General features: G+C 73.0%; 10 protein-coding genes. 1 reads left to right on the forward strand and 9 read right to left on the reverse strand.

The genetic code is table 11. From position 1 onward, the window contains the following. Positions 1-254: 254 nt before the first annotated feature. The 4 genes from ald to ACPA54_RS38485 form a co-directional block, all read right to left on the reverse strand. Positions 255-1,370: an alanine dehydrogenase gene (gene ald, locus ACPA54_RS38470; protein WP_423537136.1), complete on the reverse strand. Its 1,116-nt coding sequence runs from the start codon at positions 1,368-1,370 to the stop codon at positions 255-257. A gap of 309 nt (positions 1,371-1,679) precedes the next feature. Then, positions 1,680-3,815, reverse strand: coding sequence for a tetratricopeptide repeat protein (locus ACPA54_RS38475; protein WP_423537138.1), 2,136 nt, complete (start codon positions 3,813-3,815; stop codon positions 1,680-1,682). A gap of 168 nt (positions 3,816-3,983) precedes the next feature. Further along, a complete protein-coding gene (locus ACPA54_RS38480; protein ID WP_423537140.1) occupies positions 3,984-4,607 on the reverse strand; it encodes an NUDIX domain-containing protein in 624 nt (207 codons plus the stop codon). An 82-nt stretch (positions 4,608-4,689) separates the two neighbouring features. Next, complete coding sequence (locus ACPA54_RS38485; RefSeq protein WP_423537142.1) at positions 4,690-6,399, reverse strand: CTP synthase; 1,710 nt, start codon at positions 6,397-6,399, stop codon at positions 4,690-4,692. A 461-nt stretch (positions 6,400-6,860) separates the two neighbouring features. Between ACPA54_RS38485 and ACPA54_RS38490 the strand changes: the two genes are divergently transcribed. Next, complete coding sequence (locus tag ACPA54_RS38490) at positions 6,861-8,726, forward strand: glycoside hydrolase family 15 protein (RefSeq protein ID WP_423537144.1); 1,866 nt, start codon at positions 6,861-6,863, stop codon at positions 8,724-8,726. Between the two features lie 44 nt (positions 8,727-8,770). Here the strand turns inward: ACPA54_RS38490 and ACPA54_RS38495 are convergent, their stop codons facing one another. The 5 genes from ACPA54_RS38495 to steA are packed head-to-tail and all read right to left on the reverse strand — an operon-like array spanning position 8,771 to position 15,068. Next, positions 8,771-9,913 carry a glycosyltransferase family 4 protein gene (locus tag ACPA54_RS38495; RefSeq protein WP_423537146.1) on the reverse strand — a complete coding sequence of 381 codons (1,143 nt, stop codon included), beginning with the start codon at positions 9,911-9,913 and terminating at the stop codon, positions 8,771-8,773. Next, entirely contained in the window at positions 9,906-11,747 is a 1,842-nt protein-coding gene (gene murJ, locus ACPA54_RS38500; RefSeq protein ID WP_423537148.1) for a murein biosynthesis integral membrane protein MurJ, read from the reverse strand. The genes ACPA54_RS38495 and murJ overlap by 8 nt, the downstream gene beginning before the upstream one ends. Before the next feature lie 20 nt (positions 11,748-11,767). Then, positions 11,768-12,760 carry a hypothetical protein gene (locus ACPA54_RS38505; RefSeq protein WP_423537150.1) on the reverse strand — a complete coding sequence of 331 codons (993 nt, stop codon included), beginning with the start codon at positions 12,758-12,760 and terminating at the stop codon, positions 11,768-11,770. Further along, positions 12,757-13,887 (reverse strand): copper transporter, encoded by a 1,131-nt coding sequence (locus tag ACPA54_RS38510; RefSeq protein WP_423537152.1) that lies wholly within the window; start codon positions 13,885-13,887, stop codon positions 12,757-12,759. The genes ACPA54_RS38505 and ACPA54_RS38510 overlap by 4 nt, the downstream gene beginning before the upstream one ends. Then, entirely contained in the window at positions 13,887-15,068 is a 1,182-nt protein-coding gene (gene steA, locus ACPA54_RS38515; protein WP_423537154.1) for a putative cytokinetic ring protein SteA, read from the reverse strand. Before steA ends, ACPA54_RS38510 begins: the two co-directional genes overlap by 1 nt. Positions 15,069-15,318: the final 250 nt, after the last annotated feature.

Genomic DNA, 15,318 nt, shown 5'->3' on the forward strand with positions numbered 1-15,318 from the left:
TTTTTTTTTTTATACCTCACGGGCGCTGTGTTGCCCCCCCCATGGGGGGGGTCCCCCCGGTTTTTACCCACCCAAAACCGGGCGTGCCGGCCCCCCCCTTTTGGGGCCCCGGCACCCCCGCGTCGGACGGCGCGAGCGGCCGTCGGGGGCCGGCTGCTCGCGCCGGAGAAACCGCGGCGACGACAGGGGCGCGCCGCCGCGGGGTCGGCCGGGCCCTCAGGGGAGGGGCCCGGCCGATGTTCGGCAGTCGCAGATCAGGCGAGCAGCTGCGGGATCTCGACGTAGCCCAGGCCGTGCGCCTCGGCGACGGCGCCGTTGGTGAGCTGGCCCTCGTGGGTGCTCAGGCCGAGCGCGAGCGCCGCGTCGTCCTGGCACGCCTTGCGCCAGCCCTTGTTCGCGAGCGCGACGATGTACGGCATCGTCGCGTTCGTGAGGGCGTAGGTGGAGGTGTGCGGCACCGCGCCCGGCATGTTGGCGACGCAGTAGAAGATCGAGTTGTGGACCTTGTAGACCGGGTTGTCGTGCGTGGTCGGACGCGAGTCCTCGAAGCAGCCGCCCTGGTCGATGGCGATGTCGACGAGCACGGAGCCCGGCTTCATCTTCGCCACCAGCTCGTTCGTGATGAGCTTCGGGGCCTTGGCGCCCGGCACCAGCACCGCGCCGATGACGAGGTCGGCGTCGACGACCGCGCGCTCGATCTCGTAGGCGTTGGAGGTGACGGTCTGCAGGTGGCCCTGGTAGATCCGGTCGGCCTGGCGAAGCGTCTCGATGTTCTTGTCGAGCAGCAGCACCTCGGCCTGCATGCCGAGCGCGATCGCCGCGGCGTTCAGGCCGGACACGCCGGCGCCGATGACGACGACCTTCGCGGCGTACACGCCGGAGACGCCGCCCATGAGGGTGCCGCGGCCGCCGCCCTGGCGCATCAGGTGGTACGAGCCGACCTGCGGGGCCAGCCGGCCCGCGACCTCGGACATCGGGGCGAGCAGCGGAAGCTGGCCGCCGGGGAGCTGGACGGTCTCGTACGCGATGGACGTGGTCCCCGCCGCGAGCAGCGCGTCCGTGCACTCGCGGGAGGCCGCGAGGTGGAGGTACGTGAACAGGGTCTGGTCCTTGCGGAGGCGCCCGTACTCCTCCGCGATGGGCTCCTTGACCTTGAGGATCAGCTCACCGGTCTCCCACACCGCGTCGGCGGTGTCGAGGATGGTGGCTCCGGCGGCCACGTACTCCTCGTCGGTGATGGAGGAGCCGAGACCGGCGTCCTTCTGGACGAACACCTGGTGGCCGTTGCGCACGAGTTCGTGCACGCCGGCGGGCGTGATCGCCACGCGGTACTCGTGGTTCTTGACCTCGCTGGGAATGCCGACCTTCACGGCTATCCACGTCCTTACGTACAGAGGGTTGAGACGCCGTCGGGGAAGCTGTCCGGCGGACCCGCGGGCAGGCTGAGGCGCACTGCCGTCACTCCGAGGCACACCTAGCTTAATGCGGTCCCAACACCCTGCCAACCTTACAAAGTGCCAGTGAATGCAGCACATTGTTTGGCTTTCCCAGGTTGGGACGCCCGTGGAGGGGTGCTGAGCTGCTGTTTGTGGCGTACCCGTACGCATGGGGACTCACGCGGAGTGCCCGCGCGCGGGCAGCAGAAAGCCGCCGGGGACCCCGGCGGGCGGTGGTGCGGGTCACTCCCCGCGTTGCGCGGGGACTCCGGGCTGCGCGTCCTCGTCGAGCAGGCGCCGCATCTCGTCGGCCTGGGGGACGTCGCTGACCAGGGCGAGCGCCTGGCGGCGGCGGGCCCGGGCCTCGCCGGGGTCGCCGGCGTCGTCGAGGAGGTCGGCGGTGCGCAGCAGGGTCAGTGCTTCGAGGCGTTCGTCGCCCGCGGTGCGGAAGGCTTCGACGGCGTCGCGGTAGACGGTGAGGGCTTCGCGGGTGCGTCCGGCGTCGCCGAGGCATTCGCCGATGTCGGCGAGGACGCGGCCGACGTGCGCGTGGTCGCCGAGGCGGCGGCGGACGCCGAGGGCGGCGCGGTGGTCGCGGAGGGCTTGTTCGAAGCGGCCCATGCGGGCGTGCAGGCGGCCGAGGTGGGAGAGGACGCGGGCTTGGCCGTCGGCGTCGCCGGTGGTGCGGCGCAGCAGGAGGGCGCGGTCGTACCAGTCGGCGGCGCGCTGCAGGTCGCCGAGGTCGGCGTAGGCGTTGCCGAGGTTGACCATGGCGCGGCCTTCGCCGGCCGGGTCGGCGATGGAGCGGGAGACCTCGAGGGCGGCGCGGTAGCAGGCGAGGGCTTGTTCGAGTTCGGCGCGGGCGACGTGCAGGTTGCCGAGGTTGAGGAGGGCGACGGATTCCTGGCGGCCGGAGCCGTGCCGTCGGGCGGTGGCGAGGGCGAGTTCGTGGAGTTCGCGGACGTCGCGCCAGTGCGCGCGTCGGTCGAGGATCCGGGTGAGGACGGCGACGAGGCGGCGGGTGGGTCCGTCGAGTCCGGCGGACGCGGCGACGCGGGCGGCGGCGAGGAGTTCGGGGCGTTCTTCGCGCAGCCACGCGCGCGCGTGGGCGGGCGATTCGAAGCGGACGTCGGCGGGGACTTCGCGGCCGCGGCCGGCGAGGGTGTGCTCGGCGGCGCGGGCGAGGCGGATGTACCGCTCGAGGAGGCGGACGCGGGCGGTGCGGCGTTCGCCGGGGCGTTCTTCGGCGTCGAGGCATTCCTGGACGTAGCCGCGCAGGAGTTCGTGGAAGCGGAACCGGCCGGGGGTGGGGCCGGGTTCGAGGAGGTGCAGTTCGCACAGTTCGGCGAGGGAGGTGGCGGCGGCGTCGGGTCCGCAGTCGGCGAGGGCGGCGGCCGCGTCGGCGCCGAATTCGCCGCCGGGGACGAGTGCGAGCAGGCGCAGCAGGCGGGCCGCGGAGGGCACGAGTTCGCGGTGCACGAGGGTGAAGCAGGCGCGCAGCGCGAGTTCGGTGGCGGGGCAGGTGCTCTGCACGCGGAGGCGTTCGGCGCGCAGGCGGCGCGCGACGTCGGCGAGCGCGTATTGCGGGCGGGCCCGCAGCCAGGCACCGGCGAGGTGGACGGCGCCGGGGTGGTAGTCGCACAGCGACAGGAGTTCGTCGGCGGCGCGGGGGTCACAGGCGACGCGGGTGTGTCCGGCGAGGGAGCCGAGGAGTTCGGCGGCGGCGTCGGGTTCGAGGACGTCGAGGGCGCAGGCGCGGACGACGGCGGCGCGGCCGAGGCCGGTGAAGGGGGTGACGCTGGTGGCGACGACGAGGGCGGTTTGGCTTTCCGGGAGTAAGGGCCGCAGTTGGCCGGCTCCGGCGAGGTCTTCGAGGAGGAGGAGTATCCGCCGGTCGACGACGAGTTCGCGGAAACGGCGGGTGCGGTCGTCGGTGCCGGACGGCACGTCGCGTTCGCCGAGCGCGTGCAGAAAGGATTCGAGGACGTCGGCGGGCGGGACGGTCTCGCCGCGGGCGCCGGTGAGCCGCGCGTACAGCACGCCGTCGGGGAAGTGCGGGGCGAGCCGGTGGGCGAGCAGCACGGCGAGGCTGCTGCGGCCGATGCCGACCGGCCCGGACACGGCCACGATGCGGTCGGGCGGCAGGAGCGAGGCGGTGCCCGGCGCGGGGACGGCGGCGCCGGGTCCGGTGACCCAGCCGTAGAGGGTGCGTAGTTCGTCGGTGCGGCCGACGAATCCCAGCGGTGCGGGGGGCAGTTGGGCGGGGCCGAGGCGCAGCGTGGGGACGCCGGATTCCTCGCCGGCCCGCGGTCCGGGGACGGCGGTGTTCCGCGCGTCGTCGCCTCCGGCGACGGCCGTGGATTCACCCGCTTGGATCACTGCCGACGACCCCCTGTTCCCAGCCCCCAGACAGCCTTACGGCGCAGGTTAGCGAACCGGTGGAGCAGGGTGCCGCGCGACGCACCCCTACCTGGGGATGACGCTCTCCAACGCCACCCCCTCGTACACCATTCCCCGGGCTGAAACGCCAGGACGGAAACGCCGGGACTAGAACGGGCGGGCCGGCCACGGCGCGTCCGCCGGCCGCAGGGCGTCCAGTCCGCCCGGCCGGTTCCGTGCCGCGTGCAGGGCGAGGACGCCTGCGCACAGCGTCGGGTTGTGCAGGTCGCCTGCCAGTACCCGGCCGATCAGCTCGTCGGCCGGCGCCCAGGCCAGCTCGAGGTCGAGTTCCTCGCCGTGCGCCTGGTACCGCTCGCCTTCGACCTCGCTCAGTCCGCGGGCGAGGAACACCCGGATGGCCTCGCTCGACGATCCGGGGCTGTTGTACAGGTCGACGAGCACGTTCCAGTCGTCGGCCTTGTGGTGCGCTTCTTCGTACAGTTCGCGCTGCGCGGCGAGCAGCGGCGGCTCCCCGGCGACGTCGAGCAGCCCGGCCGGGACCTCCCACAGCTTCTGCCGCACGGGGTGCCGGTACTGGCGCAGCACCAGCACGCGGTCGTCGGGGTCGAGCGCGATGACGCCGACCGCCCCGGGGTGGACGAGGTAGTCGCGCCGGGCCGTGGATCCGTCCGGCATGGTGACGACCTCGGTGCGGAGTCCGGCCATCCGGCCCTGGTAGGGGGTCGACGATTCGGTGACCGGCCATTCCGCGGGGCTGTCTGCGATGTCCATGCGCAAAACCTAGTGGAACGTGCGGCGGGGGCGGATCCGCGTCGCCGATCCGCCCCCGCCGTGTCACCGCATGTGCGTGCGGCTACCCCGCGACCTCCGCCGCCGCGCGGTCTTCGCCGGTCACCCGGCGCACCGCTGCCGCGACCAGGCCCGCGAACAGCGGGTGCGGGCGGGTCGGGCGGGACTTGAGTTCGGGGTGGGCCTGGGTGGCGACGAAGTACGGGTGCACGTCGCGCGGCAGCTCGACGTACTCGACGAGGCGGCCGTCGGGCGACAGGCCGGAGAACACCAGGCCGGTGCCTTCGAGCTGCTTGCGGTAGGCGTTGTTGACCTCGTAGCGGTGGCGGTGCCGCTCGAACGAGTGGTCGGCGCCGTAGACCTCGGCGGCGATGGAGCCGGACGTGAACTTCGCCTCGTACTCGCCGAGCCGCATGGTGCCGCCCAGGTCGCCCTGGCCGGCGACGATGTCGAGCTGGTCGGCCATGGTGGAGACGACCGGGTGGGCGGTTTCCTCGTCGAATTCGAGCGAGTTGGCGCCGTCGAGGCCGGCGAGGGACCGCGCGGACTCGATGACCATGCACTGCAGGCCGAGGCAGATGCCGAGCGTGGGGATCTTGTGCTCGCGCGCGTACTTGATTGCCTGGACCTTGCCCTCGACGCCGCGGTCGCCGAAGCCGCCGGGCACCAGGACGGCGTCGACGTCCGCGAGTTCGCGGGCGGCGCCCTCGGGGGTGGCGGTGTTGTCCGAGGTCACCCACTTGATCTTGGCGCGCACGTTGTTGGCGAAGCCGCCCGCCCGGATGGCCTCGGTGACCGACAGGTAGGCGTCCGGCAGGTCGATGTACTTGCCGACCAGGGCGACGGTGACCTCGCGCTCCGGCTGGTGCACGCGGCGCAGCAGGTCGTCCCAGGTGGACCAGTCCACGTCGCGGAAGTTCAGGCCGAGGCGGCGGACGACGTAGGCGTCGAGGCCTTCGGCGTGCAGCACCTTGGGGATGTCGTAGATCGACGGCGCGTCGATGGCGGCGACGACGGCTTCCTCGTCGACGTCGCACATCAGCGAGATCTTGCGCTTGATGTCCGCGGGCACCGGGCGGTCGGCGCGCAGCACGATGGCGTCGGGCTGGATGCCGATGGAGCGCAGCGCGGCGACCGAGTGCTGGGTGGGCTTGGTCTTCAGCTCGCCGGACGGGCCGATGTAGGGCAGCAGCGACACATGCAGGAAGAACACGTTGTCGCGGCCGACCTCGTGCCGGATCTGCCGCACCGACTCCAGGAACGGCAGCGACTCGATGTCGCCGACCGTACCGCCGACCTCGGTGATCACGATGTCGACCTCGTCGCCGGCCATCTGCCGGATGCGCGACTTGATCTCGTTGGTGATGTGCGGGATGACCTGGACGGTGTCGCCGAGGTACTCGCCGCGCCGCTCCTTGGCGATCACCGACGAGTAGACCTGGCCGGTGGTGACGTTGGCCGACCCGTGCAGGTCCTCGTCGAGGAAGCGCTCGTAGTGGCCGATGTCCAGGTCGGTCTCGGCGCCGTCGTTGGTGACGAACACCTCGCCGTGCTGGAACGGGTTCATCGTCCCCGGGTCGACGTTCAGGTACGGGTCGAGCTTCTGCATCGTCACGCGGAGCCCGCGCGCCTTGAGCAGCGCGCCGAGGCTGGATGCCGTGAGCCCCTTGCCGAGCGAGGAGGCGACACCCCCGGTGACGAAAAGATGCTTGGTCGGCCGGGTGCGAGCCGAACGCGCGCCGCGCGTCGGACTGCCGGGCGTCTGCACTGCCAAGGAGGGGCTCCCGTGGGGTCGATCCGAAGGGGGAATCCGAGGGGGATTCGGAAGGGCGATTCGGAAGGGGGAGGCCTCGGTCGCGGGCCGTCCCTTCAAGTCCACGGGAGTCCAGGGTAACAGCGCACGCGGACATCGTCCCGTAGGCGGAGCCGTCACCACGGAGGACGATCCACCATATTCGGAGCGTGACAATCCGTGCCTACCGCCCCTCGCATAGCATCGGAAAAGAGGGCAGTTCCGGATGAACTCCCCCGCCTAGGCCACGCAGAGTCACGGAGTGGGCGCCACCACGGCTCCGGTTCGCGTACCCTGATCAAGGACTGCGCGTGCCCTTCGAGGGTCGGCCGGTCGTCCCTCCAAGCTCTCTCCAGCCCGTTTCACCCGCCTTCAGTTCGTCTCCTTTCCAGACCCATCTTCTCCAGGCACAGCGCCGGACATCGGCAGGACGGATTTCCCGCGTGAGCAATCGCATCGAGGACTACGCCCTCATCGGGGACATGCAGACCGCCGCTCTGGTGGGCCGCGACGGCTCCGTGGACTGGCTGTGCCTCCCCCGATTCGACTCCCCCGCGATCTTCGCGGGACTGCTCGGCACCGAGGACAACGGCTATTGGAAGATCGCGCCGCTGTCCGGCGGGGTGTCGACCCGCCGCCAGTACCAAGGCGACTCGCTCATCCTCGAATCCGAGTGGGAAACGCCCCGCGGCACGATCCGCGTGACCGACTTCATGCCGCCCTCGGACGAGCTGATCGGCGCACCGGCGATCGTGCGCATCGTCGAAGGCATATCCGGGCAGGTCCCGGTGCGCTCCGAGATACGCATGCGGTTCCACTACGGCAAGGTCGTCCCCTGGGTCCGCCGCCACGACGACGGCCGCACCGTCGCCGTCGCCGGCCCCGACTCGGTGTGGCTGCAGAGCGACACCGACCACTACGGCCGCGGCATGACCACCTACGCCGACCTCACCGTCGGCCCCGGCGAGCGGCACGCCTTCGTGCTCAGCTGGTGGCCCTCCCACGCGCAGCCGCCGCTGAGCACCGACGCCGAGGAAGTCCTCCAGGACACCCAGTTGTTCTGGCAGGACTGGGTCTCCCGGTGCACCTACGACGGCCCGTGGCGCGACGCGGTCGTCCGCTCGCTCATCACCCTCAAGGCGCTCACCTACGCGCCCACCGGCGGCATCGTCGCCGCCCCCACCACCTCGCTCCCCGAAGACGTCGGCGGCGTCCGCAACTGGGACTACCGCTACACGTGGCTGCGCGACGCCGCGATGACCCTGTCGTCACTCGTCCGCACCGGCTTCCTCGAAGAAGCGACGGCCTGGCGGGAGTGGCTGCTGCGCGCGGTCGCCGGCGACCCGGAGAACCTGCAGATCATGTACGGCGTCGGCGGCGAACGCCGGCTCACCGAGTACGAAGCCGACTGGCTGCCCGGCTACGAGCACTCCAGCCCCGTCCGCATCGGCAACGCCGCCGCCGAGCAGTTCCAGCTCGACGTCTACGGCGAGGTCGTCGACGCCCTCCACCACGGCCGCCTGGCCGGCATGGAAGGCCACGACAACGCCCACCAGCTCCAGCTGCGCCTCATGGACTTCCTCGAGGACAACTGGCGCAAGCCCGACGAAGGCATCTGGGAAGTCCGCGGACCGCGGCGGCACTTCGTGCACTCGAAGGTGATGGCGTGGGTCGCGGTCGACCGCACCATCAAGCTGCTGGAGGCCGGACTGGCCGAGGACGCGGCGGCGCACCTGGAGCGCCACCTGGACCGGCTGCGCGGCGTCCGCGACGAGATCCACCACGAGGTCTGCGAATACGGCTACGACGCCGAACGCAACACCTTCACCCAGTACTACGGCTCGCTCGAACTGGACGCGTCGCTGCTGCTGATCCCCCAGGTCGGGTTCCTGCCGCCGGACGACAAGCGCGTCGTCGGCACCATCGAGGCGATCCAGCACGAACTCACCGAGGACGGCTTCGTACGCCGCTACCCCACGCGCGGCGAAAGCGTCGGCCTCGACGGCCTGCCCGGCGACGAAGGCGCCTTCCTGGCCTGCTCGTTCTGGCTCGCCGATGACCTGGCGATGATCGGCCGCGTGGAGGAAGCCCGCGAACTGTTCGAACGGCTCCTCGCGCTGCGCAACGACCTCGGCCTGCTCGCCGAGGAGTGGGACCCGCGGCTCGGCCGCCAGGTCGGCAACTTCCCGCAGGCGTTCAGCCACGTGCCGCTCATCGACACGGCCCTGCGGCTGACGTCCCTGTCCCGCGCGGAACAGCGTGCGGCCCAAGGCGGTTCGCGCGCGGCGTCGGACGACGACCTGCACTGAACCGCCCGGGGCGGACGTCGAAGCAGTGAACCGGGGAACTCGGGTCAAATCGGCCCGAGTTCCTCGTACACGCTGAGGACCTGGCTGACCGTGTCCGACTCGTCGGGCCATGTCTGCGCCTGCGTCGGTCCCGCGGCGGCGAGTCCGGCGCGGCGGGAACCATCGGTCAGCAGCCCGGCGACGGCGTCGGCGAGCGCGTCGACGTCACCGTGCGGCACCAGCACCGCGGCGTCGCCGACGAGTTCCGGGATACCGCCGACGTCGGTCGCGACCAGCGGGACACCGCCGCGCAGCGCTTCCTGCGCGACCAGCGAGCGGGCTTCCCAGCGGGACGGCAGCACGACGACGTCGGCGGCGGCGAGCAGGTCGGCGACGTCGTCGCGGTGGCCGAGGAGCCGCACGGGCAGGTAGTCGGCGTCGATGCGGGCCTGGAGTTCCTCGCGCATCGGGCCGTCGCCGGCGATCACCAGCAGCGGCACCGGGTCGAGCGCGGTCCAGCGTTCCGCCGCGTCGAGGAGCTGCGGGTAGGACTTCTGCGGCGCGAGGCGGCCGACGGCCAGCAGGATCGGGCGTTCGGTGCCGCTCAGTTCGGCGCGGACCGCGGCCCGGTCGCGGCGCGGCGCGGGCAGCAGGGGCGCGCCGACCGGGCCGAGGCGGGCGTCCGCGGCGCCGAGTTTGCGGGCCCGGTCGACCAGGTCGCCGGACGCGCCGAGGACGACGTCGGCAATGCGCACCGCGCGGCCCTCCATCAGGTGCGCGAATCCGGCGCGCGGCCCGGTGGCGAGGACGGCGTTGTGCAGGGTGAGCACGACCGGGATGCGGCCGGGGCGGCGGCGGCCGACCGCGCTGCCCGTGACGAGTCCGGCGCGCAGTCCGTGGGCGTGCACGACGTGCGCGTTGGCGCAGGCGTCGCGGAGCGCGCGGGCGGCGGCCATGTCGGACGGGCGGGGCGAGTTGCCGATCTCGACGGGCACGAACCGGGCGCCGGCGTCCGCGAATCCGAAGTGCTCTCCGGTGGCCGCGGGGGCGGCGACGGTGACGGCGACGCCGTGCGCGGTCAGGCCGCGGACGAGCGACAGCACGTGGGCGCCGATGCCGCCGGTGGACGATCCGAGCACGAGGACGGCCCGCAGCCGTGCCGGTCTGGTGCGGCGGTCCTCCGATGTGGCGGCCGTCGGGTCAGGCATCGCGGTTCCTCCCGTTGTCGTGCTCGTTCCGCCGTGCCGGGCTGTCGTTCCCGGGTCCGGTGCCGCCGGTCCCGGGGTCGCCGGGACCGGCCGCGGGGGCCGCGTCCGGTGCGGACGGGCGGGCGGCGGGGTCCGCCGCCGGATCCGGGCCGGTGTTTCCCTCCGCGGCCGTGGTGCTGCGGCCGCGGCGCAGCAGCCGTCGCGCGTCCGCTCCCGCGAACGGGTAGACGGCGGCGGCGAACACCGCGGCCCCCAGGATTGCGGCAGCCGCCCCGATGATCAACGTGTAACCGGTACCGCCCGTTCCGGCGGCGGCCGCGAGCCCGGCCCCGGCGGCGCCGCCGAGGGCGGCCGCGGCGAGTCCGGCGGCGGTCGTGCGGAGGGCGCCGTGCAGGGCGGCGCGGCCGACGGTGCGCGCGGTCGCCCAGGCCAGCAGCAGTCCGGCGACGGTCATGCCGAGGGTGTTTCCGGCGCCGAGCGCGGCGACCGTCCAGCTTTCCGGCACGGCGCGCACGAGCACGACGTCGGCGGCGACGGCGGCGGTCCAACCGAGGACGACGGCGCCCGCGGAGGCGCGGCCGTGGCCGCGCGCGTACAGGGCGCGGCCGAGGTGCGCGACGAGGCCGTACCCGGCGAGTCCGGGGGCGAAGGCGAGGAGGGCGCGGCCGAGGACCGCCGGGTCGGTGGCGGTGCCGGTGCCGATCTGGGCGAAGAACCGGCCGACGGGGTACGCGGCGGCGGCGAGGATCGCGGTGCCGGCGCAGGACACCAGCAGGACGGCGCGGGTGGTCGCGGCGCTCGTGGCGGCGAACGCGGAGTGGTCGCCGTCGTGCGCGGCGGCGCTGAGCCGGGGGAAGGCGCTGGTGGCGATGGGGACGGCGAGGACGGCGTACGGCAGGACGTACACCATCCACGCGTTCTGGTAGGTGACCGCGCCGCCGTCGGGTCCGTAGGCGTTGACGAGCATCAGGACGGCGACGGTGGCGAGCTGCTGGGCGACGAGGGTGGCGATCCCGGCGAGTGCGAGGGCGCGGGCGCGGACCGCGACGCCGTCGGGGAACCGCAGGGTGGGGCGCAGCCGCAGGCCGGTGCCGCGCAGCGGGACGAGGGTGCACAGCGCGAGGGCGAGGACGCCGGCGGTGGTGCCGAGGCCGAGGAGGAGGGCGCTGCCGTGCGGGAATCCGGCGAGGCGGTCGCGGGAGCCGTCGAATTCGGCGGCGAACGCGAGGTAGACGCCGGCGACGACGAGGCTGGAGAGCAGGGGGGCGACGGCGGCGGCGGTGAACCGGCGGTGGGCTTGCAGGATGCCGGCGGAGACGACGGCCAGCCCGTAGAGCACGATCTGCGGGAGGAACGCGAGCAGGAACGACGTGGCCAGGTCGAGCATGCCGGGCACGTCGGCCTTGTCGCGCAGCAGCAGTTCCATGAGCGGCCGGGCGAGGAACACGCCGGCGAGGGTGACCGGGACCAGGATGAGGACGGTCCAGGTGAGGAGCGCGGAGGCGGTGCGGCGGGCTTCGCCGTCGCGGCCGCGGGCGAGCGGCCCGGCGAGCAGCGGCACGACCAGGCTGGCGAGTGCCCCGCCCGCGACGATGTCGAAGACGATGTTGGGGACGTAGTTGGCCGTGGTGTAGGCGGTGCCGAGGTTGTTCTGGCCGACGGCGGCGTTGAAGACGAGCTGGCGGCCGAACCCGGCGAGGCGGGCCAGCACGGTGAGGACGGCGATGAGCGCGGCGGCGCCGGCCAGCCCGCGGACGAGCCGCCGCCGCGGCGGCGGGTCGGCGTGCGGGGGCGAGGCCGGGGAGGCCGGCCCCGGGTGGTGGTGGGTGGTCATGCGGCGGGCCGCCGGTGGTCCTAGGGCGCCGTCGCGGCGGCATCGGCGGACGCGGCGGGTGCCGCGTCGTCGGCGGGCGGGCGCGGCGGCGCGACCGGGCGGCGGCCGAGCATGTCGATGCGGTCGAGGGCGGGCGTGCGGGCGATGACCTTGGTGAAGCTGACCCTCTCGCTGGCCAGGGTGAGCCCGGTCAGGACGGCGGCGCGCAGCACGAGGCCGGTGCGGGACGCGCCCGCGGCGGCGGCCACGCCGAGCGCGGCGCCGAGCGCGTTGGCGCCCGCGTCGCCGAGCATGGCCTTCTCGTCGAGGTCTTCGGGCAGCAGCGCGGCGGCGGCGCCCACGGGGGCGGCCGCCAGCCGGTTGCCGCGCAGCACGGGCAGGGCGCCGGCCAGCACGGTGACCTTTGCGGCGCGGCCGGGGCGCAGGTCGAACAGGTTGACGACGTTCGCGGATCCGGCGACGACGATGCCGGCGAGGATCTTGTCGACGGGCTTGCTCTGCACCATCGCGCCGGCGATCAGGCCGGTCGCGCCGATGCCGAGGACCTTGACGGTGCCGCTGGTGAGTTCGCCCTTGGCGAGCGCGCCGAGGTGGCCTTTGAAGCCGCGCTTGTCGGTGGCGCCGAGCATGTCGTCGTAGGTGCCGAAGCCGGCCGCGGCTGCGGTGGCGAACGCGGCGGCGGCGCGGTGCCGGGCGGGGACGCCGGGCGCGGTGGCGGCGGCGACCGCGCTGCCGAGGGCGGCCGCGGGGCCTTCCAGGAGGGTGACGACCTCGCCGCGGTGGTTGCGGCGCTCCCACAGCGCCGCCTCGCCGGGCGTGAAGCGGTTGAGCAGCGTGTAGCCGAAGCGGGCGGCGGTGCCGCCGACCAGGGCGGTGCGCACCGCGTGGCGCAGCGTGGTCCGCTTGCCCTTGGCGGCCTTCGCGGACTTGGCGGCCTTCGTGGACTTGGCGGCCTTCGTGGACTTGGCGGCCTTCGCCCGCTTGGTGTGCGCCGTCGTCTGCACCGTCGTCACGACGTTTTCTCCGTCTTCTCCTCGGGCAGTTTGGGCAGCCAGCCGTCGGCGCCCGTCAGCCCGTACTGGCCGGACTTGCCTTCCTTGGACTCCACCACGAGTGCCCAGTCGACCGAGACCTGGCCCTGGTTGGTGTCGGCTCCGTCGACCGAGGAGACCACCTTGGCCGTGCGGTCGTCGCGGCGGAGCGCGGCGAGGGTGCCGCCGTCCTGGGTGGCGGTGGTGTCGCCCGCCATGACCGTACCGTCGTCGGCGGCGTCCAGGGTGCGCGACAGCCCGAGGTAGATCTGGTTGGTGCGGCCGGCGTCGTTGCCCTGGAGGGGGCCGGAGGGGGCGATGACGACGGCGAGCGTCGCGCCCTTCTCGGGGTTGCCCTTGACGTCGACGAACCCGGCGGACTTGAAGCGGGTGAGCACGGCCGCGGCCTGCTCGGTGGCGCTGGTGTTGGGGGCGCCCGTGGTGGGCGCGCCGGTGCTGGGTGCCCCGCTCGCGGGGGCGGTGGGGGTCGTCGTGTGGCCGGTGGCCGGGGTCGTCGTGGGGCTGCCGGTGGGCGGCGTCTCGGTGACCGGGGCGCCGGCTTCGCCGGTCGCGGTGGGGTTGGGGGTGCCGCCCGTGCCGGTGGAGCTGCTGCCGGCGGTGCTGCTCTTGTGCACGAGGGCCTGCGCGAGCGCGGCGGCGGCCCGGTCGTAGGAGGTCTGCCCGGAGACCGAGTATTCGGCGGAGGCGGTGAGCAGGGTGCTCTCCTTGGCCGGGTCGGTCCACGCGGTCTTGACCGCGACGGTTCCGGTGACGGTCGCGCCGGACTGCTGGAGGGTCTGCGCGGTCGCGTCGGTGATGTCCGAGTCGGCGCCGGGCAGCGTCACCAGGACCACCGAGCGGCCCTTGAGCAGGTCCTTGACCAGCTGCGGTTTGCTCTGGTTGATGAAACTGTTGAGCTGGTCGTTCTCCGTCCGCGCACTACTCAGGTCGTGGCGCAGGCCGTCCGCGGTGCGGCTGAGGTTCCGGATCTGCCCGTCGAGGTCCTTGGACACGATGTCGGCGAGGAAGGAACTGCCCAGCACGAGGCCCACCGACAGCGCGAGGAACACCGCGATGATCGAGACGACGTGGTAGCGGAAATCGATCATTACGAGAAGATCCCCTGGAGCCAGAAGACGAACGAGTCCCACTGGGCCCGGAACACGTGGTAGTACGCCTGGCCGAGCGGGCTCACCCGGACGGTCACCGCGATGGTGATCAGTGCCGCCAGGCACATCACCAGCAGCGACGTGGTCGAAATGCGGCTGCGGTACAGGCGGCTGACGCCTTTCGCGTCGACGAGCTTGCCGCCCACGCGAAGCCGGGTCAGGAACGTGCTCGCCATGCCCGCCCGCCCCTTGTCGAGGAATTCGACCAGGGTGGCGTGGGTGCCGACCGCGACGATCAGGTTGGCGCCCTTGTCGTCGGCGAGCAGCATCGCGATGTCCTCGCTGGTGCCGGTCGCCGGGAACGGCACGCCGTCCAGGCCGAGTTCCCGCAGCCGTTCCATGCCGGGCGCGCGCCCGTCGCGGTAGGCGTGCACGACGATCTCGGCGCCGGAGCGCAGGGCGTCGTCGGACACCGAGTCGAGGTCGCCGATGATGATGTGCGGTTTGTAGCCGGCTTCCAGCAGCGCGTCCGCGCCGCCGTCCACGCCGATCATCACCGGCCGGTATTCGCGGATGTAGGGGCGCAGCGCCGCGATGTCCTCGCGGTAGTGGTAGCCGCGCACCACGATGAGGACCTGCCGGCCGTCCATGGGGGTGCGGATCGCGGGGACGCCCACGCCGTCGAGGAGCAGGTCGCGTTCCTCGCGGATGTATTTGAGGGTGTTCTCCGCGAACGCCTCGATCTGCTCGGACAGGCCCGCGCGGGCCTCTTCCATCGCGGCGCGCACGGACTCCTTGTCCAGGAGGGTGCCGATCGCGACGGGCCGGTCGCCGCTGTAGAGGACGTTGTCCTCGATGCGGACGAACTCGCCTTCCGGGAGCCGCCCTATGACGCCGTTGCCGACGTCGTCGAGGAGCGGGATGCCGGCCTCGACGATGATTTCCGGCCCCATGTTGGGATACCGGCCGCTGATGCTGGCGGACGCGTTGACCACCGCGGAGGGTCGGCAGGCGACGAGCGCGTCGGCGGCGACCCGGTCCAGGTCGACGTGGTCGATGACGGCGATGTCGCCGGGCTGCAGGCGTTTGGTGAGGTCTTTCGTGCGCCGGTCCAGCCTGACGACGCCGGCGGTGCCCTCATATTCGGGCACGCGGCGTCGGCGGAGCACGGGAATCCTCATCGCGGTCATCCTGCCATGCAAAGAGTCCTGGTCAGGGCAGTACGGGTGGCGCCACCGGCCCGCCGCGACGCCGCGCGCCGCCCCGGTGCACGGCCGTTCCCAACCCGTTACGGCCTCGTGACCGCGGGCTGGGAACTTCCCGTCGGACCAGCACCGGAACAGGGGCCGGCGGGCGGTCGCGCAGGGGGTCTAGCGGGGCTTTTCGCACGCCCTCGCGGCGTCCGCTCCGCACATCCCCGGCCGGTCCGCG

The sequence above is a fragment of the Uniformispora flossi genome, assembly GCF_049534875.1.
In the GTDB taxonomy this organism is placed as follows: Bacteria; Actinomycetota; Actinomycetes; order Streptomycetales; family Streptomycetaceae; genus Yinghuangia; species Yinghuangia aomiensis.

Coding starts and splice junctions, on each gene's coding strand:
- ACPA54_RS38480 (WP_423537140.1), bottom strand. CDS start 4,607: ATGGACATCGCAGACAGCCCCGCGGAATGGCCGGTCACCGAATCGTCG.
- ACPA54_RS38495 (WP_423537146.1), bottom strand. CDS start 9,913: ATGCCTGACCCGACGGCCGCCACATCGGAGGACCGCCGCACCAGACCG.
- murJ (WP_423537148.1), bottom strand. CDS start 11,747: ATGACCACCCACCACCACCCGGGGCCGGCCTCCCCGGCCTCGCCCCCG.
- ACPA54_RS38510 (WP_423537152.1), bottom strand. CDS start 13,887: ATGATCGATTTCCGCTACCACGTCGTCTCGATCATCGCGGTGTTCCTC.
- steA (WP_423537154.1), bottom strand. CDS start 15,068: ATGAGGATTCCCGTGCTCCGCCGACGCCGCGTGCCCGAATATGAGGGC.